This is a genomic window from Rhizobium sp. BK418, assembly GCF_004341105.1.
In the GTDB taxonomy this organism is placed as follows: Bacteria; Pseudomonadota; Alphaproteobacteria; order Rhizobiales; family Rhizobiaceae; genus Rhizobium.
On the sequence record NZ_SLZK01000007.1, the window covers coordinates 99,589 to 117,052 of the forward strand.

Below are 17,464 nucleotides of genomic sequence, written 5' to 3' on the forward strand. Positions count from 1 at the left end.
TGAATTGAATTCAAGATGGGAAGCGGATGGACAACCGCGTTGGCGAGATGGATGTCTTCGTGCAAGTGGCCGAACTGCAGAGCTTTTCGGCAGCCGGCCGCAAGCTCCGGCTCTCGCCCTCTGCCGTCAGCAAGCTCGTCACGCGGCTCGAGGATCGTCTCGGCACGCGCCTTCTGGTCCGCACCACCCGCGCCCTGCAACTGACGCCGGAAGGTGAAATCTATCTCGAACGCTCCCGTCGCATCCTCTCGGACATCGAGGAAACGGAACGCGCCGTCTCAGCCGGCGGCACGACCGTGGCACGCGGCCGTTTGCGCGTCAGCAGCTCAGTCGCGTTCGCGGTTCGCTATATCGTGCCGCTGGTGCCGGATTTTCTGAAACTCTATCCGGAAGTCGATCTGGACCTCGCGCTTAGCGATGGCATCATCGATATCGTTGGCGAGCGCGCCGACATCGCCATCCGGTCCGGCGCCTTGCGCGACTCCTCGCTGAAGGCGCGCAAGCTGCTCGAAAGCCGCCGCGTTATCGTGGCCTCGCCCGATTATCTGAAACGGCAGGGCGTGCCGGAAAACCCTGAAGATCTCGACCGTCACAATTGCCTGACCTTCAGTTTCCGCTCAGCCTCGGAGGAATGGCCCTTCCGCGACCCGCAAAACGGCGACCGGTTCTCAAGACCTATCTTCGGCAACTTCGAAACAAACAATGGGCCGACCGCCCGCAGCCTTTGCCTGGCCGGTCTCGGCCTCGCCCGTGTCGGTCAATTCCATGTGCAGCCGGATATCGATGCCGGAACCCTTGTGCCCGTGTTGCAAGCCTATAATCCTGACGATATGGAGCTCATCCACGCCGTCTATCCCGGCCACGAACATCTCGCGGCCCGCATCCGGGCCTTCATCGATTTCCTGGGCAAGAACATCCGTTAAAGAGACCAGCTTCATCGCTCTGTCACGGACCAAAGATAGCAAGCGCTCCATGCCGATAGAAATCCATCCGCCACGACAAAGCTGGACTGACGACTTCCTCGGCCTGAAGCGGGCCCTTCTGCGCGCAGCACCCGCTGGCGCGGTGATCCATCATATCGGCTCCACGGCAGTGCCAGGCCTAGCAGCAAAGGACATCATCGATATTCAGGTGAGTGTCGATAGTCTTGACCTGATCGACGAAGCCGCGTTCGAGAAGGAAGGGTTCAAGAGCCGCTCGATCGCAACCGATCACTGCCCACCGGGCGTCGATCTGGCCGAATATGAGCTGAGAAAGCTGTTTTTCAAAAGCACGGGCCGTCCTGCGAATATCCATGTCCGTGAAAAGGGTCGCTTCAATCAGCGTTACCCGCTTCTCTGCCGGGATTTCTTGCGCGCTCATCCGACGGCTGTAGCCGCCTACGCCCTGATCAAGCAACGCCTCGCCGGCTATTTCCCTGACAATGTCGATGCCTATTACGACATCAAGGATCCGGTCTTCGATATCATAATGGAAGGCGCCTACGACTGGGCAAAGCTCACCGACTGGAGCGAACCACCGGGCGACTGAAAACAGAGCTTGTCGCGAGATATTGGCGCGGCTCAGGAAGAACCCGCCAGCAAAGAAATAAAGTGCGATCCACACAACCGGTGGAAACTATCGATCCTGGGCGCCTACGAAAGTAGGTGGGTGCCGTGTGTCCAGACCCACGAGCCCGGACAGGGACAGCTCCCTAAGGATCGGGTATGGCCCCGAGGATTCATTTGTTCCTGTCGAGAAGCACAGACCGCGTCGCAGAATATAGGGGCATTTATCTCGCCGCACCAGTGGGGCAGCGGTGCTGTCCCAAATTAATTGAGTTCGGCGGGCGCACGACCATTCAATTTGTCGGTAATGCCCTGAATGCGGCTTGTCACTTCCGAAAGCGCCGCAGCAATGCCTTCCTCAGTGCGGGCAGTCGCCTCAAGCACGGTATCGCGGTTGCTGCGGAGCAGCTCTAACTCCGATTCCAGCCCGGCGACACGTCGTGTCAGCTCCGAGATTTCGTCCATTACCATGATGCCGGCCATGACGGTGATCCTGAGATCGCCGATTTCACCGAATTGCCCTTTGAGATGGCCGACGTAACGGTCGAAACGGACTGCCAGATCGGTCAGGTGCTCTTCCTGCCCTTCTTCGCAGGCCATGCGATAGGCCTTACCGTCGATCGTTACCGTTACCTGCGCCATGTCTTCCAGTCCTCTTAGCGGTCAAGTACCGCGCGGATCGTCTCCATCGCCGTCACCAGCCGCCGCGAAACCTCGCGATTGACCTCTTCCAGCCGGTTTGCACGGAACTCCGCCTGGTCGAGCTCCTGGGCAAGGCGCGAGCGGTCGGCATGCACGCGGCGAACCTCGCCTTCGATCTCGCCCTGCTCGCGCTGGCGCTCGATACGCATGTCCACCGCATTCTCGAGACTCGAGATTGCCTGTTTCAGCTCTTTAAGCGCCGCTTCGATGGTTTTGCCGTTAGGCGTCATGTCTCTTCCGGTTCCCCGCACAAGACCCTCGAATCGGCTTCCACAGCCGACCCTATATTTTCAAAAGGATACGCAGCTAGGTTTGAGCGCGTCAATAAAGCCACCCGGCTCGCTCCCGCCCTATTCTGTGGATGAACGATTTACACAAGTCTGTCACACAAAATTCGTCTTTTGTAAAACTTGACGGTCAAATGTCAAAAATCGTCGCACCCGACCTTCAAACCCCGTCCGTTTTATTGACTTGCCCGTTCCAACTGCTATGTCTCGACCGCTCTCATTGATGGTCTTGGCAGGCTCGAGGCCATCCCAACTTGGAACCAGCGGAAAAGCCATGACCTCACGCGAACAAAACGATCGGATGGCGAATGCGATCCGATTCCTCTCCATGGATGCTGTCGAAAAGGCGAATTCCGGCCATCCGGGCATGCCCATGGGCATGGCGGATGTGGCAACGGTCCTCTTTACCAAATATCTCCGCTTCGATCCCAAGAAGCCGCATTGGCCGAACCGTGACCGTTTCGTGTTGTCAGCCGGCCATGGCTCGATGCTGCTCTACTCGTTGCTCTATTTGACCGGCTATCCGGACATGTCGATTGAAGACCTCAAGCAGTTCCGCCAGCTCGGCTCCAAGACTGCCGGGCACCCGGAATACGGACATGCTACGGGCATCGAAACCACCACCGGCCCGCTCGGCCAGGGCATTGCCAATGCTGTCGGCATGGCGATCGCCGAGCGCAAACTGCGCGAGGAATTCGGTCCGGAACTGCAGGATCACTATACTTATGTCATAAACGGCGATGGCTGCCTGATGGAAGGTATCAGCCATGAAGCGATCGCGCTTGCCGGTCACCTGAAGCTCAACAAGCTGATCCTCTTCTGGGACAACAACTCGATCACCATCGACGGCGCCGTTTCGCTATCGGACTCGACCGATCAGATCGCCCGCTTCAAGGCGGTTCACTGGAATACGATCGAGATCGACGGTCACGACCAGGCTGCCATTGCCGATGCGATCGAAGCCGCCCACAAGTCTGACCGCCCAACCTTCATCGCCTGCAAGACGGTCATCGGCTTCGGCGCTCCGAACAAGCAAGGCACCCACAAGGTACATGGCAACCCGCTCGGCGCCGACGAAATCGCCGCCACCCGCAAGGCGCTGAACTGGGAATACGAACCCTTCGTCGTTCCCTCCGACATCCTCGACGCATGGCGCGCCGCCGGCACCCGCTCCGACAATATTGTCAAGGCATGGGAAGAAACGCTCGCCAAGTCGCCGGCCAAGGCAGAGTTCACCCGTCGTTTTGCCGGCGACCTGCCGGAAGGTTTCGACAAGGCCATTGACGACTACAAGAAGAAGCTTGCCGAAACCAAGCCGACGATTGCCTCCCGCAAGGCATCGGAAGACGCGCTCGAAGTCATCAACGGTTTCGTGCCGGAAACGCTCGGCGGTTCCGCCGACTTGACTCCGTCGAACAACACCAAGACCAGCCAGATGGTCTCCATCACCCCGACGGATTTCAAGGGCCGCTACATGCACTGGGGCATCCGTGAGCACGGCATGGCCTCTGCCATGAACGGCATCGCGTTGCACGGCGGTCTTATCCCTTACGGTGGCGGCTTTCTGATCTTCTCGGATTATTGCCGTCCGCCGATCCGCCTCGCCTCGCTCATGGGCATCCGCGTCATCCACGTGCTCACCCATGACTCGATCGGCGTCGGTGAAGACGGCCCGACCCATCAGCCGGTCGAACAGATCGCCGGCCTGCGCGCGGTACCGAACCTGCGTGTTTTCCGCCCAGCGGACGCGGTTGAAACCGCGGAATGCTGGCAGATCGCCATGAAGAGCAAGGATCATCCGTCGGCTCTCGCCCTTACCCGCCAGAACCTGACGACGGTCCGCACCGAGTATAATGAGAAGAACCTCTGCGAACTCGGCGCTTATACGCTTGCCGGCAACGCCGACGCGAAGGTCACGATCTTCGCTTCGGGCTCGGAAGTTGAAGTTGCCGTTGCCGCCCGCGCAACCCTCGAAGGCAAGGGTGTCACCACCCGCGTCGTCTCCGTTCCTTGCACAGAACTCTTCTTCGACCAGCCGGAGGCCTACCGAAAGGACATCATCGGCAACTCGCCGGTCAAGATTGCTGTCGAAGCCGCCGTTCGCGAAGGCTGGGATGCCTTCATTGGTCCGGAAGGCACGTTCGTCGGCATGAAGGGCTTCGGCGCTTCCGGTCCGGCAAAGAAGGTCTTCGAACATTTCGGCATCACGGCTGACGCCGTCGTTGCCGCTGCGGAAGCAAGGCTTTAATGGGAGTGCCTTCGGGCACTTCTTCGTCTAATATCAGTAAGCCCCACCTCTAGGGAGTGAATGCACATGACAGTCAAGGTTGCCATCAACGGTTTTGGACGTATCGGCCGTAACGTTCTTCGCGCCATCGTCGAATCCGGCCGCACCGACATCGAAGTCGTCGCCATCAACGACCTCGGCCCGGTCGAGACCAACGCTCACCTGCTCCGCTACGACTCTATCCATGGCAAGTTCCCTGCCGAAGTGAAGGTCGAAGGCGACACGATCATCGTCGGCAACGGCAAGCCAATCAAGGTTACTGCGATCAAGGATCCGGCAACCCTTCCCCATCGGGAACTGGGCGTCGACATCGCGATGGAATGCACGGGCATCTTCACCGCTCGCGACAAGGCTGCCGCTCACCTGACGGCTGGCGCCAAGCGCGTCATCGTTTCGGCTCCTGCCGACGGCGCTGACCTGACCGTCGTCTTCGGCGTCAACCATGACCAGCTCACCAAGGAGCACATGGTTATCTCCAACGCCTCCTGCACAACGAACTGCCTGGTCCCTGTCGTCAAGGTTCTCGATGACGCCGTCGGCATCGACCACGGCTTCATGACGACCATCCACTCCTACACCGGAGACCAACCGACGCTCGACACGATGCACAAGGACCTGTATCGCGCCCGCGCCGCTGCGCTTTCGATGATCCCGACCTCGACGGGCGCTGCAAAGGCCGTCGGCCTCGTGCTGCCGCACCTCAAGGGCAAGCTCGATGGTACGTCCATCCGCGTTCCGACCCCGAACGTTTCGGTCGTCGACTTCAAGTTCGTCTCCAAGAAAGCCACGACGGTCGGCGAAATCAACGAAGCGATCAAGGCTGCCTCGAACGGCAAGCTGAAGGGCATCCTCGGCTACACCGACGAACCGCTCGTTTCGCGTGATTTCAACCACGACAGCCACTCCTCCATCTTCGCAACCGATCAGACGAAGGTTATGGAAGGCAACTTCGTGCGCGTCCTGTCCTGGTACGACAATGAATGGGGCTTCTCCAGCCGGATGTCCGACACGGCTGTAGCCTTCGCCAAGCTTATCTGAGCTTGACGGTAGATTGAAAAACGGCCTGGGAAACCGGGCCGTTTTGTTTTGAGGAACCGTGTCCAACCTTCGCTGATTCGGGTCGAAAGAGCAGAAAATAGTGCATCTGAATATTCGAAAGGCTGATCCGGCCGACGCCCGGGAACTTTCCGAAATTCTCAACGAGATCATCGCAATCGGCGGCACAACCGCAATCGAGACGCCTCTTTCGCCGGAGGAACTGGCCGATTGGTTCATAACAGGCGAATGGCCTCTGACATGCCATGTCGCCGAGAGCAGTTCTGGCCTCGCCGGTTTTCAGTCCCTGAGCCTCTACGGAAACCCACCGAAGGGCTGGGCCGATATCGCGACGTTTGCGCGGCAGAACCCAAAGATACCAGGCGCCGGAACCGCACTTTTCGCGGCAACTCTTGCCGTTGCTAAAGAGCGCAATATCGAATTCATCAACGCGACAATCCGCGCCGATAATACTGGCGGTCTCGCCTACTACGAAAAAATGGGCTTCCGCACCTACAATACGATCGAAAAGGTGCCGCTTAAGGATGGTACGCTGATGGATAGAATTCAGAAGCGATATGAGGTGCAGAAGGATTGGAGCGGCCTCCAGTCGCCTCATCGATAAAAAGTGCGGCGTCCCGTCTGTTCGCCCTGCTCTCGCCTGATTTGCTTATACATTCTTTATAGAGACTTTTTCCCATAGCATCCTTCACTGTCCCTCCTCTCAAGGGTCGTCCAGCAGCATGATGCAGCAGTGCAAGCCGAGGTTAAGCCGCAGGGCCTACCCTTCTGCTGCATTTTGCCGTTTACTAATGGATCGTTTTGGACGCGGAGGGCAAAAGGGACAGGCCGGGGCGGCTTCAAGATCGCGTGATGAAGCGAAAGGGGTGGGCATGGAAGCGTTTTACATCGTGGTGCTTGTCGCAACGGCACTCGTGCTTCTTGCAGCCTTTTCAAGCCTGCTGGCTTTCCGCTTCGGTGCCCCCCTCCTGCTGCTCTTCCTGATGATCGGCCTTGCTGCCGGCGTCGATGGTCTCGGCATCGAATTCAGCAACAACTATCTTGCCTATGTTCTGGGCTCCATCGCCCTTGCGATCATCCTTTTCGATTCCGGTTTCGGGACGCCGATGCAGGCTTTCCGCATCGCGGCGGTACCCTCGTTGACTCTCGCATCGGTCGGCGTGCTGTTGACGGCAGCACTCTTCGCCTTTGCCGCCCGCTGGCTGCTGCATTTCAGCTGGCTCGAAGGCATGTTGCTTGGCTCGATCGTCGCCTCCACGGACGCCGCTGCCGTCTTCTTCCTGCTGCGCATCGGAGGAATCAACATCCGTGACAAGGTGCGCTCCACCCTCGAAGTCGAATCCGGCACCAACGACCCGATGGCAATCTTCCTCACCATCGCGCTGGTCGAGGTTCTCGCCAGCGGCGAACGTTACGCCGGGATCAATATCGGCTTGCTTGCCATGTTTATCCAGCAAATGGGCCTTGGCGTCATCCTCGGCCTGCTCGGTGGCATGATGATCGTGTTGATCGCGGGCCGGCTGGAAATGGATCGCGGCCTCACGCCTATCTTCGTGCTGGCGCTTGCCTTGCTCGTCTTCGCCTTCACCGGTGCCGTCGGCGGCAGCGGCTTCCTTGCCGTCTATGTCGCCGGTATCTATGCCGGAAACCGCAAGATGCAGGCGATCGGCACCATCAAACGCTTCCAGGACGGCATGACCTGGCTCGCCCAGATCATCATGTTTCTCGTGCTCGGCCTGCTGGCGACACCCTCGCAGTTTCCGGTCATTATCGTGCCGGCCATCCTGCTGGCGCTCTTCCTGATCTTCGTTGCCCGACCGCTCGCTGTTTGGCTGTCGTTGCTGCCCTTCGATTATACGCAACAGGAAATCGGCTTCGTCGCCTGGGTCGGTCTGCGCGGCGCCGTGTCCATCCTGCTTGCCATCATGCCGATCCTCGGCGGGCTGCAGCACAGCCAGATCTATTTCAACACCGCCTTTATCATTGTACTCGCCTCGCTGCTCGTACAGGGCTGGACGATCAAACCACTTGCCAAGCGCCTCGGCCTCATTATCCCGCCGCGTATCGGCGCTGTCGATAAGGTGGAGGTCGACTTGCCGGGCGCTGCCAACCACGAGCTGTTGTCCTATCGTGTCATCAAGGATAGCCCAGTGCTTCGCGGCGAGCGCATCCCGCGTTGGGCTGCGCCCTCGCTCGTGATCCGCGACGGCAAGTCGATGCGCTATCAATATGCCGGCCGCCTCAGGGAAAACGATCTCGTCTACCTCTTCATCGCCCCCAGTTACTCGCGCCTGCTCGACCGCCTCTTCGCCAGCCGCGCACCCGTAGATGAGGACGATGCGGAGTTCTTCGGCGCCTTCGCGCTCTCACCGGCCCGTCCCGCTGCCGATCTCGACGCCGCCTATGGTCCCGGTCTCCTGAACGAATCCGAAAAGGGATTGACGATCGCCGAGCTGATGAAACAGCGCCTCGGCGGCAAGGCAGATTATGCCGATCGTGTCCGCCTCGGCTCGCTCATCCTCATCGTTCGCGATCTCGACGACCAGGATCACATTACCTCTGTGGGCATGTCGCTGGAGGCTGTCGAGCCCGCCACCACGCTGCCGATCTTCATCAATCTGCGTGATATTATTCAGCGCATCCGCGACCGTGTGAAAGGCCGCCGGAAACATGAGGCAGCCAGGGCGGAAAGTGCGCCAGCGCGAGACGAAAGCCCACGCTAAAACGGCGACCCGCTGCCTTGCGTCTCCTCCGATCCTTGCTATGGTCTGCGCAACTTTCGCCAACCACGAACGGATCCTCCCATGGCAGCTTTCAAAACTCTCGACGACCTCAACGACATCGCCGGCAAGCGCGTTCTCGTCCGCGTCGATCTCAACGTTCCTGTCAAGGATGGCAAGGTCACGGACACAACCCGCATCGAGCGCGTCGCGCCGACGATCCTCGAACTGTCGAAAAAGGGCGCCAAGGTCATTCTGCTCGCCCATTTCGGCCGCCCGAAGGACGGTCCCTCGGCAGAATTCTCGCTTTCGCTGGTTGCCCCGTCCGTCGAACAGGTACTTGACCACGCCGTGCTGACGGCATCCGACTGCATCGGAGAGGCAGCGGCCTCCGCCATCGCAAAGATGAACAACGGCGATATCCTGCTCCTGGAAAACACCCGCTTCCACAAGGGCGAGGAAAAGAACGATCCTGATTTCACCAAGGCGCTCGCCGCAAACGGCGATATCTATGTGAACGACGCCTTCTCCGCGGCTCACCGCGCCCACTCCTCCACTGAAGGCCTTGCTCATCACCTGCCGGCCTATGCCGGCCGCACCATGCAGGCAGAGCTTGAAGCACTGGAAAAGGGCCTTGGAAACCCGATCCGTCCGGTCGTCGCCATCGTCGGCGGCGCCAAGGTCTCGACCAAGATCGACCTCCTGATGAACCTCGTGAAGAAAGTCGATGCGCTCGTCATCGGCGGCGGCATGGCCAACACCTTCATCGCCGCCCGTGGCACCAATGTCGGCAAGTCGCTCTGCGAGCATGATCTTGCCGAGACCGCCAAGCAGATCATGATCGAAGCCGCCACCGCCGGCTGTGCAATCGTTCTGCCGGAAGACGGCGTCGTCGCCCGCGAATTTAAGGCAGGTGCTGCCAACGAGACCGTCTCCATCGACGCCATTCCGGCCGATGCCATGGTCCTCGATGTCGGCCCGAAGTCCGTTGAGGCCGTCAAGGCATGGATCGAGCGCGCCACCACGCTCGTCTGGAACGGCCCGCTCGGCGCTTTTGAGATCGAGCCTTTCGATGCCGCCACCGTCGCCGCCGCAAAATATGCAGCCGAGCGCACCAAGACCGGCAAGCTTACGTCAGTCGCAGGCGGCGGTGACACGGTCTCTGCCCTCAATCACGCCGGCGTTGCCGAGGAATTTACCTATGTCTCGACCGCAGGCGGCGCCTTCCTCGAATGGATGGAAGGCAAGGAGCTGCCGGGTGTAGCCGTCCTTTCCCGCTGATCGAAGTCCGATTACGCAGGAATTCCAGAAAGATAGACCGTGGAAGCCACTCCGCCTCCGCGGTCTTTTGCTCAAAATGAGAAAAAATTCTCAAACTTTCAAACGATTGAAATCATTTCAATCGTTTCAGTGACTTAGCCCTCCATTTTTCTCCCTATAAACTTCTGTTATCCGGGATCTATATTACTAATCCCGCTGGGTTTTTATTGTGGAGAGAACGTGATGAGCGAACGACTGGAAGAAATTGCAGTGAAGATGGTTGCTGGCGGTCGGGGCCTGCTTGCAGCCGACGAATCGACCTCCACCATCAAGAAGCGTTTCGATACGATCAATCTTGAATCGACCGAAACCAGCCGCCGCGATTATCGCGAGATGCTCTTCCGATCGGAAGATGCAATGAAGAAGTACATTTCCGGCGTCATCCTTTATGAGGAAACGCTGTATCAGAAGGCAGCCGACGGCACGCCTTTCGTCGACATTATCAAGGCCGCCGACAGCATTCCGGGCATCAAGGTCGATATCGGTGCCAAGCCGATGGCCAAATTCCCAGGCGAAACCATCACCGAAGGTCTCGACGGCCTCGCAGACCGCCTTGCCAAATATTACGAAGCCGGCGCCCGCTTTGCCAAGTGGCGCGGTGTGATCGCCATCTCTGAGACCCTGCCAACCCGCGGTTCCGTGCGCGCGAACGCTCAGGCGCTGGCCCGCTATGCGGCACTCTGCCAGGAAGCCAGGATCGTGCCGATCGTCGAGCCGGAATGCCTGATGGATGGCAAGCCGGGCAACCACAATATCGACCGCTGCGCAGAAGTGACCGAATCCACGCTGCGCATCGTCTTCGAGGAATTGGCTGAAGCGCGTGTCAGCCTCGAAGGCATGATCCTCAAGCCAAACATGGTCATCGACGGCAAGAATGCCCGCAAGGCTTCCGTAGCCGAAGTCGCCGAGCGCACGGTGCAGCTCCTGAAGCGCACGGTTCCGTCTGCCGTCCCAGGCATCGCCTTCCTCTCCGGCGGCCAGACAACCGAAGAAGCGACCGCTCACCTCTCCGCCATTAACGGCTATGACCTGCCCTGGCTCGTCACCTTCTCCTATGGCCGCGCCCTGCAGGATAGCGCGCTCAAGACTTGGAACGGCAAGCAGGAAAACGTCGCCGCCGGCCAGCGCGAGTTCACGCATCGCGCTGAGATGAACAGCCTCGCCGCCAAGGGCAATTGGAAGGCCGAGCTCGAAAAGGCTGCATAAGCTTCTTGAGCATCGAAACACGCAGGCGGCGAGCATCTTCGCCGCCTGTTTTATTTTATGCGTATGTATCGCCACTACGATTTGTCACGGCGACAAGATAATCGTTCGCCGTAACCGCCGGCCTCGCTAATCATGGCACGTCAACCATCGGAGCCGCCATGAACAGTCTCTCTTACATCACCGTCGACGTCTTCACCTCAACCCGCTTCGAGGGCAATCCGCTTGCGGTCATGGCCGACGCAAGGGGCCTCGGCGATGCGGCAATGCAACAGATCGCCGCTGAATTCGGCTATTCCGAAGTCACCTTCGTGCTCCCGCCGGAGAACCCCGAAAATTCTGCAAGAGTGCGCATCTTCACACCGACGATGGAAGTACCGTTCGCCGGGCATCCCAATGTCGGCACCGCCTGTGTTCTCGGCCAGCAGAGCGAAATCTTCGGCCGTGCCATCGGCGATACGCTGCGGTTCGAGGAGAAGGCCGGTCTCGTGGAAGTGGCCTTGCAACGCAGCGAAGGCCGCGTCACCGCTGCAACCATCCGCGCTCCACGGCCGCTTCACACAGGAGAGACGATACCCGAATCAGTCATTGCAAGCTGCGTTTCCATTGATCCGGCCTCAATCCGCAAAAGCACCCATGCCCCGGTCTTTGCGTCGGTCGGTCTGAACTTCGCTGTTACAGAGCTCGAAAGCCTTGAGGCCCTTGCTGCGGCAAGCCCGAATATCAATGGCTTTCAGGCGGCGGCCAAGACCACGACCGGCAGCCATGATTTCTCCCTGTTCCTCTACGTCCGACCCGCGGCCACGCCGTGGAAAATCCGCGCCCGCATGTTCGCGCCGCTGGACAATGTCATCGAGGATCCGGCGACCGGCAGCGCATCGGCCGCTCTTTCCGCCTATCTCGTTTCGCTGCTGCCGGAGGCTAACATCAGCCAGCATGTAACGATCGAACAGGGCGTCGAAATGGGTCGACGCAGTATCATTGAGCTCGATGTCGTCAAGAAAGCCGGCACCGTCACCGACGTGAGAATCTCCGGAAGCTGCGTGCCTGTTATGAAGGGCGAAATCATCCTACGGGACTGAACGTAGACATCACACTACAAAGTCGCGCGCCAGCAGCGCCACCGCCCAGATGGCAAAGGCAATCAACGCGATCTTCCAGAAATCCATCCGGCGGCGCAGTCCCGGATAACCCAGCGGCTTGATGACCTGGATCGCCATGGCAAGGATGAGCAGCAATGCTATCAACTTTGTCATGGCTTTATTTTTTCCATCTATCAGAATGTCACAGGACGGACATTTTTTCACGCGAACAGAGAATATCTACACGCCGTAAAGGCATTCCGGGGCACAATCAACATTCTTATGGACTGGGCAGATACAGGTCTTGCCTTATGTCCTTTTTCAAAGCGAACACGCCGAGTCTGGGGATATGACAAGAAATCTGCTGTCCGTCGCCGCGCTGCTCTTTGGCACGCTCTTCCTTTTCATGGGCAACGGATTGCAGGGCATTCTGCTTCCCGTGCGCGGAAATCTCGAAGGTTATGCAACGACGACGCTCGGCCTGCTCGGCACATCCTGGGCAGCGGGCTTCGTCATCGGCTGCCTCATCGCGCCGAAGATGGTACGGCGTGTCGGCCATGTGCGCGCCTTCTCCGGCTTCATCGCCATTATCGCCATCATCGCACTTGTGAGCGGCATCATCATCGACCCGGTCTGGTGGGTCGTCCTGCGTGCCGTCACCGGTTTCTCAACCGCCGGCACATCGATGATCATCGAAAGTTGGCTGAACGAGCGGGCGAACAATGAAAGCCGCGGCGCGATCTTCTCGCTTTATATCGGCATCACCCTGCTCGGCGTCGTAGGCGGTCAGCTGATGATCCCGCTGGAAGACGTGCGCACGCCGGCGCTCTTCATGATCTGCGGCATTTTTTATTGCATCGCCATGCTGCCGACGACGCTGTCGACCGCCGCTTCGCCGCAACCGCTGAAGGCGGTGAAGCTTGACCTGCCGGCCCTTTATCGCAATTCGCCCGTCTCCTGCCTGGGCATCCTTCTTGTCGGTATCGCCAATGGTGCCTATGGTACGCTCGGCGCTGTGTTCGGCGCAGGTGCCGGTCTCTCCGACACATTGATTGCGGTGATGATGAGCGCCACCATCTTTGCCGGTGCCATCATGCAGCTTCCGGCCGGGCGCCTCTCCGACCGTGTCGACCGCCGTTATGTGCTGGCTGCCATGTCGGCCATCGCGGCCCTTGCCGGCCTGCTGATTTTCCTGCTGCACCCCTCTTCGCCGGTTTTCCTGATCGGTCTCGTCATCCTCTACGGCGCCGTCGCCAATACGCTCTATCCGATCGCGGTCGCCCATGCGAACGACTTCGCCGCATCTGAGGATTTCGTGAAGGTTTCGGGCGGACTGCTCCTTCTCTACGGCATCGGCACCGTCATCGGCCCAACGATCGGCGGCCCGGTCATGTCCCTCATCAGCCCGCACGCGCTCTTCCTGGTAACCGCGCTTGCCCACCTTCTGGTCACCGCCTACGCCGTCATCAGAAGCCGCATCCGCGCCGCCGTTCCCGTAAGCGACCGCGATGCCTATACGACGATCCCGACGGCGACATCGCCGACGCTCACACCGCAAAGCATGTCGCTTGCCGATCGCGCCTCTAGCAAGTCTCCCGAAAGCGGTGATCCTGCTGTAAAGTTCGGCTGACGAACTGAAGCATCTCGCGCAAACTGTGCAGCGGTTTTGCGATAAACGATATGCATGGAGGCGGATCGGTAGATCACAGCACGCTTTAAAGGAGGAGCGACAATGAGCTTCATAGATGACGACAGGCCGCAGAAGAAGATCGCCCATGAGATCGGCTCCGATCTCTCCATGCTTTCGGTCGACGAGTTGAAGGCGCGTGTGGAACTCTTGAAAACCGAGATCGAGCGGCTCGAAGCCGAAACGGCCAAGAAGGCTTCTGGTCGATTAGCCGCGGAAAATCTTTTCCGATCATAAAACTGTGAAAGACCAATTATTGCTTCGAAATTACTTTCGCCAAGTCTTAAATTGGGACGATATTAATAAAAAATTAAGCTTTATGAGATATTACTCATACCGTCCAGTTTCTTCTGGACCTCAGACAGTTTTCCAAGCGGTGAATTGGTCTGATTTTTCTCCCTGTTTTACCTTGAGAGCCGCTTTTGCGGCTCTTCTTTTTGCGCTGCCCTACTCCTTTCCACGAAACTGTGGAGATTAACCTTTTCTTAAGAAACGCCTTGCGCATTTAGGCTAAAGATACCATCTTGAAATCATAAAGACCGGCCTCGGAAACTTTTCCGCGGAAACCGGCGTTACCTGATAGTAGATGCGTGCAACAGGGATTCTTTAGATGTCGGAACTTGGATTGAACACAATCAGTTTTGCGGGCCGCGCCGCCGCATCCTCGCAGTTCAAGACGCTGTATGCCGAAGGCATGTCACTGGTCGAAGAAACCGCATCCTACCTCGACGGCCAGGGCCGCGCAGCCTCAAAGGTGCTGCCGCGCATGGCCTCGGTTCTCTACGCGGCTGAATCGATGCGCCTGACCACCCGCCTCATGCAGATGGCCTCCTGGCTGCTGCTGCAGCGCGCCGTCAACAATGGTGAAATGTCCCGCGATCAGGTTCTGGCCGAAAAGAACAAGGTTCGCCTCGACGGCTTCAATGTCGACCGCAACGCTCCAGGCTGGGGCGATCTTCCGGAATCCTTCCGCGATCTCGTCGAACGTTCGCTCCGCCTGCAGAACCGCGTCGCCCTGCTCGACCGCGAAATCTATCGCCCGGCCGAAGCAACGATCGTTCCGGATAACCAGAACAGCGTCCAGGCCCAGCTCTCCCTGCTGCAGACGGCCTTCGGCAACAACTGATCTGACATTACAGACTTTGGTGAAATCGGCTGCGGCGACGCGGCCGGTTTTTTGTTTGCTCAGAGTACGGACCCGAAAAACAAAAAGCCCGACTTGAAGCCGGGCTTTTCCAAATTCCGTCGAACGGAAACGAATTAGAGGCCGAGGCCGCCGAAACGCTTGTTGAACTTCGAAACACGACCGCCACGATCCATGAGCTGCTGGTTGCCGCCTGTCCAGGCCGGGTGCGACTTGGAGTCGATTTCGAGGTTCATGACAGCGCCTTCCGAACCCCAGGTCGAGCGGGTTTCGTACTCGGTGCCATCGGTCATGACTACCTTGATGACGTGGTAGTCGGGATGGATGCCTTCCTTCATGACAATCTTCCTGCGATGCCGGGGTTCAATTTGCCGCAGACAGTTGCGGCGAAAGAACCGATTGAATAAATGAAGCCGCAGTCGTGAAGGCTACGGCTTCCCATTAGGATGCGGTGCCTATACATGAAGGGCGCCGGGATAACAAGGGCCAAGGAGCCGCAATACGCGGTCTTTGAAGGCGATCGGAGACGATTTGGCAGAGCAGGCAGAGCTTGGGGAGAAGAAGTCGCGTTCGTTAAGACCGCTCGGCAGATTAGGCCCCTATGTGGCACGCTATCGCGGCATGGTCGCAGGCGCTCTGATTGCGCTGGCTCTTGCCGCCATCACCTCGCTTGCCATACCGCTTGCCGTGCGCCGGATGATCGACCACGGCTTCACGCAGGCAGACGGCAGCTTCATCAACGGCTATTTCGCCATGCTGATGATCATGGCCATCGTGCTCGCCGTCGCCAGCGCCATGCGCTACTACTTCGTCATCACGATCGGCGAGCGGATCGTTTCCGACCTGCGCCGCGACGTCTTTTCACACGTCACGCGGCTGTCGCCTTCCTTCTTCGACATCAACCAGTCGGGCGAGATCGTTTCTCGGCTGACGGCCGATACGACGCAGATCAAATCCGCCGTCGGCGCGACGGCTTCCGTGGCACTCCGCAACCTGATCCTCTGTATCGGTGCGCTCGGCATGATGATCGTCACCTCGCCGAAGCTTTCCAGCCTCGTCATCGTCGCGATCCCTGTCATCGTCTTTCCTCTGGTTGGTGGCGGCCGCTCCGTGCGCAAGCGCTCCCGCGCTGCGCAGGATACGCTGGCGGAGGCTTCTGCTTTCGCCAGTGAAACAATTGGCGCAACCCGCACTGTCCAGGCCTTCAACGCCGAGACTGCCGCAGCCGACCGCTATGGCTCGGCGGTCGAATCCGCCTATCAAGCTGCACGCTCGGCCGTCTCGTCGCGCGCGTTGCTGACGGGTATTGCCATTACCCTCATCTTCGGCAGCGTCGTCGCCATCCTTTGGTTTGGCGCCCATAGCGTTCTCGCCGGTACGCTTTCAGCCGGTACGCTCGGTCAATTCTTGCTCTATGCCGTCATCGCTGCGGGCTCACTCGGCGCTTTGTCGGAAGTCTGGGGTGAGCTTTCGCAGGCGGCGGGCGCAGCCGACCGGCTGACCGAGCTTCTGGACGAGGTTTCACCGATCGCCGCTCCCGCAAACCCGCAACCGTTTCCCTCGCCTGCCCAGGGCCGCGTGGAATTCGGCGGCGTCCACTTCGCCTATCCGTCCCGTCCCGGAAAATCGGCCCTGCACGGCCTTGATTTTGCCGTCCTGCCGGGAGAAACGGTCGCGATCGTCGGCCCATCCGGCGCCGGCAAGAGCACGGTCTTCTCGCTCCTGCTGCGCTTCTATGATCCGCAACAGGGCAGCGTGAAAGTCGACGGCATCGACGCCCGCCAGGCAGATCCGGATGCCTTGCGCCGGCGCATCGCCATCGTGCCGCAGGATGTCACGATCTTCGCGGCCACGATCCATGACAACATCGCCTTCGGTGTCCAGGGCGCCACGCGCGAGCAGGTTCGCGCAGCGGCGATCGCAGCGCAGGCCGATGAATTCATCAATCGATTGGAAAAGGGTTACGACACTGAGGTCGGCGAACGCGGCATCACTTTGTCCGGCGGCCAGCGTCAGCGTATCGCCATTGCCCGTGCGATCCTGAAGAACGCACCTATCCTTCTGCTGGACGAAGCCACCTCGGCACTTGATGCCGAGAGCGAAACGTTGGTGCAAAGGGCGCTTGACGGGCTGATGCAAGGCCGCACCACACTGGTCATCGCCCATCGCCTCGCCACCGTTCTCAAAGCCGACCGCATTCTGGTCATGGATCAGGGCCGCGTGGTGGAGGAAGGCACGCATCAAAGCCTGATCCGCCAGGGCGGTATCTATGCGAAGCTTGCCCGCCTGCAGTTCGACGCGGCAAACGAGGATGCGTTGGCCGCCGCCAAGTAGGCTGCCGCGCGTCACATCGCGACTAAAGTCTCATTGGCGCACCTCCCGCTAACGGTTGCCTTTGCTGCAACCTGCCCTAACCTCCCTAAGCCCGT

General features: G+C 59.2%; 17 protein-coding genes and 1 other RNA gene. 13 read left to right on the plus strand and 5 right to left on the minus strand.

The genetic code is table 11. The features are described 5' to 3' along the window. The first annotated feature begins 26 nt into the window (after positions 1 to 26). Positions 27 to 923, plus strand: a complete 897-nt coding sequence (locus tag EV281_RS24895) for a LysR family transcriptional regulator (protein ID WP_132656945.1) — start codon at positions 27 to 29, stop codon at positions 921 to 923. 49 nt (positions 924 to 972) lie between these two features. Then, complete coding sequence (locus EV281_RS24900) at positions 973 to 1,530, plus strand: GrpB family protein (RefSeq protein WP_132656946.1); 558 nt, start codon at positions 973 to 975, stop codon at positions 1,528 to 1,530. Between the two features lie 62 nt (positions 1,531 to 1,592). On the opposite strand, the gene ssrS is transcribed toward EV281_RS24900, so the two are convergent. The 3 genes from ssrS to EV281_RS24915 form a co-directional block, all read right to left on the minus strand. Beyond that, positions 1,593 to 1,752, minus strand: a non-coding RNA gene (gene ssrS / locus EV281_RS24905) — 6S RNA. Positions 1,753 to 1,811: 59 nt separating this feature from the next. Continuing rightward, positions 1,812 to 2,189, minus strand: coding sequence for a cell division protein ZapA (locus EV281_RS24910; RefSeq protein ID WP_132656947.1), 378 nt, complete (start codon positions 2,187 to 2,189; stop codon positions 1,812 to 1,814). Positions 2,190 to 2,203: 14 nt separating this feature from the next. Further along, a complete protein-coding gene (locus EV281_RS24915; RefSeq protein WP_132656948.1) occupies positions 2,204 to 2,479 on the minus strand; it encodes a DUF4164 domain-containing protein in 276 nt (91 codons plus the stop codon). A gap of 331 nt (positions 2,480 to 2,810) precedes the next feature. On the opposite strand from EV281_RS24915, the gene tkt reads away from it, so the two are divergent. The 7 genes from tkt to EV281_RS24950 all read left to right on the plus strand — a co-directional run bounded on the left by tkt (position 2,811) and on the right by EV281_RS24950 (position 12,204). After that, a complete protein-coding gene (gene tkt, locus EV281_RS24920; protein WP_132656949.1) occupies positions 2,811 to 4,784 on the plus strand; it encodes a transketolase in 1,974 nt (657 codons plus the stop codon). Between the two features lie 66 nt (positions 4,785 to 4,850). After that, a complete protein-coding gene (gap, locus tag EV281_RS24925) occupies positions 4,851 to 5,861 on the plus strand; it encodes a type I glyceraldehyde-3-phosphate dehydrogenase (protein WP_132656950.1) in 1,011 nt (336 codons plus the stop codon). A 106-nt stretch (positions 5,862 to 5,967) separates the two neighbouring features. Beyond that, positions 5,968 to 6,483, plus strand: coding sequence for a GNAT family N-acetyltransferase (locus EV281_RS24930; RefSeq protein WP_132657243.1), 516 nt, complete (start codon positions 5,968 to 5,970; stop codon positions 6,481 to 6,483). Positions 6,484 to 6,751: 268 nt separating this feature from the next. Then, complete coding sequence (locus EV281_RS24935; RefSeq protein WP_132656951.1) at positions 6,752 to 8,602, plus strand: potassium/proton antiporter; 1,851 nt, start codon at positions 6,752 to 6,754, stop codon at positions 8,600 to 8,602. Positions 8,603 to 8,683: 81 nt separating this feature from the next. Beyond that, positions 8,684 to 9,880 (plus strand): phosphoglycerate kinase, encoded by a 1,197-nt coding sequence (locus EV281_RS24940; RefSeq protein ID WP_132656952.1) that lies wholly within the window; start codon positions 8,684 to 8,686, stop codon positions 9,878 to 9,880. A 222-nt stretch (positions 9,881 to 10,102) separates the two neighbouring features. After that, positions 10,103 to 11,125: a class I fructose-bisphosphate aldolase gene (locus tag EV281_RS24945; protein WP_132656953.1), complete on the plus strand. Its 1,023-nt coding sequence runs from the start codon at positions 10,103 to 10,105 to the stop codon at positions 11,123 to 11,125. Between the two features lie 158 nt (positions 11,126 to 11,283). Next, positions 11,284 to 12,204 (plus strand): PhzF family phenazine biosynthesis protein, encoded by a 921-nt coding sequence (locus EV281_RS24950; protein WP_132656954.1) that lies wholly within the window; start codon positions 11,284 to 11,286, stop codon positions 12,202 to 12,204. Positions 12,205 to 12,213: 9 nt separating this feature from the next. Here the strand turns inward: EV281_RS24950 and EV281_RS31265 are convergent, their stop codons facing one another. Next, entirely contained in the window at positions 12,214 to 12,378 is a 165-nt protein-coding gene (locus tag EV281_RS31265) for a hypothetical protein (protein WP_165911954.1), read from the minus strand. Positions 12,379 to 12,553: 175 nt separating this feature from the next. On the opposite strand from EV281_RS31265, the gene EV281_RS24955 reads away from it, so the two are divergent. From EV281_RS24955 to EV281_RS24965, 3 genes are all read left to right on the plus strand, one after another. Further along, entirely contained in the window at positions 12,554 to 13,834 is a 1,281-nt protein-coding gene (locus EV281_RS24955; RefSeq protein WP_132656955.1) for an MFS transporter, read from the plus strand. Between the two features lie 102 nt (positions 13,835 to 13,936). Next, positions 13,937 to 14,128: a DUF1192 domain-containing protein gene (locus EV281_RS24960; protein ID WP_132656956.1), complete on the plus strand. Its 192-nt coding sequence runs from the start codon at positions 13,937 to 13,939 to the stop codon at positions 14,126 to 14,128. A 373-nt stretch (positions 14,129 to 14,501) separates the two neighbouring features. Next, the gene (locus EV281_RS24965; protein WP_132656957.1) at positions 14,502 to 15,017 is read left to right on the plus strand and encodes a DUF1465 family protein; all 516 of its coding nucleotides are present in this window, start codon (positions 14,502 to 14,504) and stop codon (positions 15,015 to 15,017) included. A 134-nt stretch (positions 15,018 to 15,151) separates the two neighbouring features. Here EV281_RS24965 and rpmE read toward each other — a convergent pair whose 3' ends face one another. Then, entirely contained in the window at positions 15,152 to 15,373 is a 222-nt protein-coding gene (gene rpmE, locus EV281_RS24970; protein WP_007826526.1) for a 50S ribosomal protein L31, read from the minus strand. A 193-nt stretch (positions 15,374 to 15,566) separates the two neighbouring features. On the opposite strand from rpmE, the gene EV281_RS24975 reads away from it, so the two are divergent. Next, complete coding sequence (locus EV281_RS24975) at positions 15,567 to 17,369, plus strand: ABC transporter transmembrane domain-containing protein (RefSeq protein ID WP_132656958.1); 1,803 nt, start codon at positions 15,567 to 15,569, stop codon at positions 17,367 to 17,369. The last annotated feature ends 95 nt before the right edge of the window (positions 17,370 to 17,464 follow it).

Excerpts from the sequence above, each read along its gene's own strand:
- EV281_RS24895 (WP_132656945.1), top strand. The coding sequence starts at position 27 with ATGGACAACCGCGTTGGCGAGATGGATGTCTTCGTGCAAGTGGCCGAA.
- EV281_RS24900 (WP_132656946.1), top strand. The coding sequence starts at position 973 with ATGCCGATAGAAATCCATCCGCCACGACAAAGCTGGACTGACGACTTC.
- EV281_RS24910 (WP_132656947.1), bottom strand. The coding sequence starts at position 2,189 with ATGGCGCAGGTAACGGTAACGATCGACGGTAAGGCCTATCGCATGGCC.
- EV281_RS24915 (WP_132656948.1), bottom strand. The coding sequence starts at position 2,479 with ATGACGCCTAACGGCAAAACCATCGAAGCGGCGCTTAAAGAGCTGAAA.
- tkt (WP_132656949.1), top strand. The coding sequence starts at position 2,811 with ATGACCTCACGCGAACAAAACGATCGGATGGCGAATGCGATCCGATTC.
- gap (WP_132656950.1), top strand. The coding sequence starts at position 4,851 with ATGACAGTCAAGGTTGCCATCAACGGTTTTGGACGTATCGGCCGTAAC.
- EV281_RS24935 (WP_132656951.1), top strand. The coding sequence starts at position 6,752 with ATGGAAGCGTTTTACATCGTGGTGCTTGTCGCAACGGCACTCGTGCTT.
- EV281_RS24940 (WP_132656952.1), top strand. The coding sequence starts at position 8,684 with ATGGCAGCTTTCAAAACTCTCGACGACCTCAACGACATCGCCGGCAAG.
- EV281_RS24945 (WP_132656953.1), top strand. The coding sequence starts at position 10,103 with ATGAGCGAACGACTGGAAGAAATTGCAGTGAAGATGGTTGCTGGCGGT.
- EV281_RS24950 (WP_132656954.1), top strand. The coding sequence starts at position 11,284 with ATGAACAGTCTCTCTTACATCACCGTCGACGTCTTCACCTCAACCCGC.
- EV281_RS31265 (WP_165911954.1), bottom strand. The coding sequence starts at position 12,378 with ATGACAAAGTTGATAGCATTGCTGCTCATCCTTGCCATGGCGATCCAG.
- EV281_RS24955 (WP_132656955.1), top strand. The coding sequence starts at position 12,554 with ATGACAAGAAATCTGCTGTCCGTCGCCGCGCTGCTCTTTGGCACGCTC.
- EV281_RS24960 (WP_132656956.1), top strand. The coding sequence starts at position 13,937 with ATGAGCTTCATAGATGACGACAGGCCGCAGAAGAAGATCGCCCATGAG.
- EV281_RS24965 (WP_132656957.1), top strand. The coding sequence starts at position 14,502 with ATGTCGGAACTTGGATTGAACACAATCAGTTTTGCGGGCCGCGCCGCC.
- rpmE (WP_007826526.1), bottom strand. The coding sequence starts at position 15,373 with ATGAAGGAAGGCATCCATCCCGACTACCACGTCATCAAGGTAGTCATG.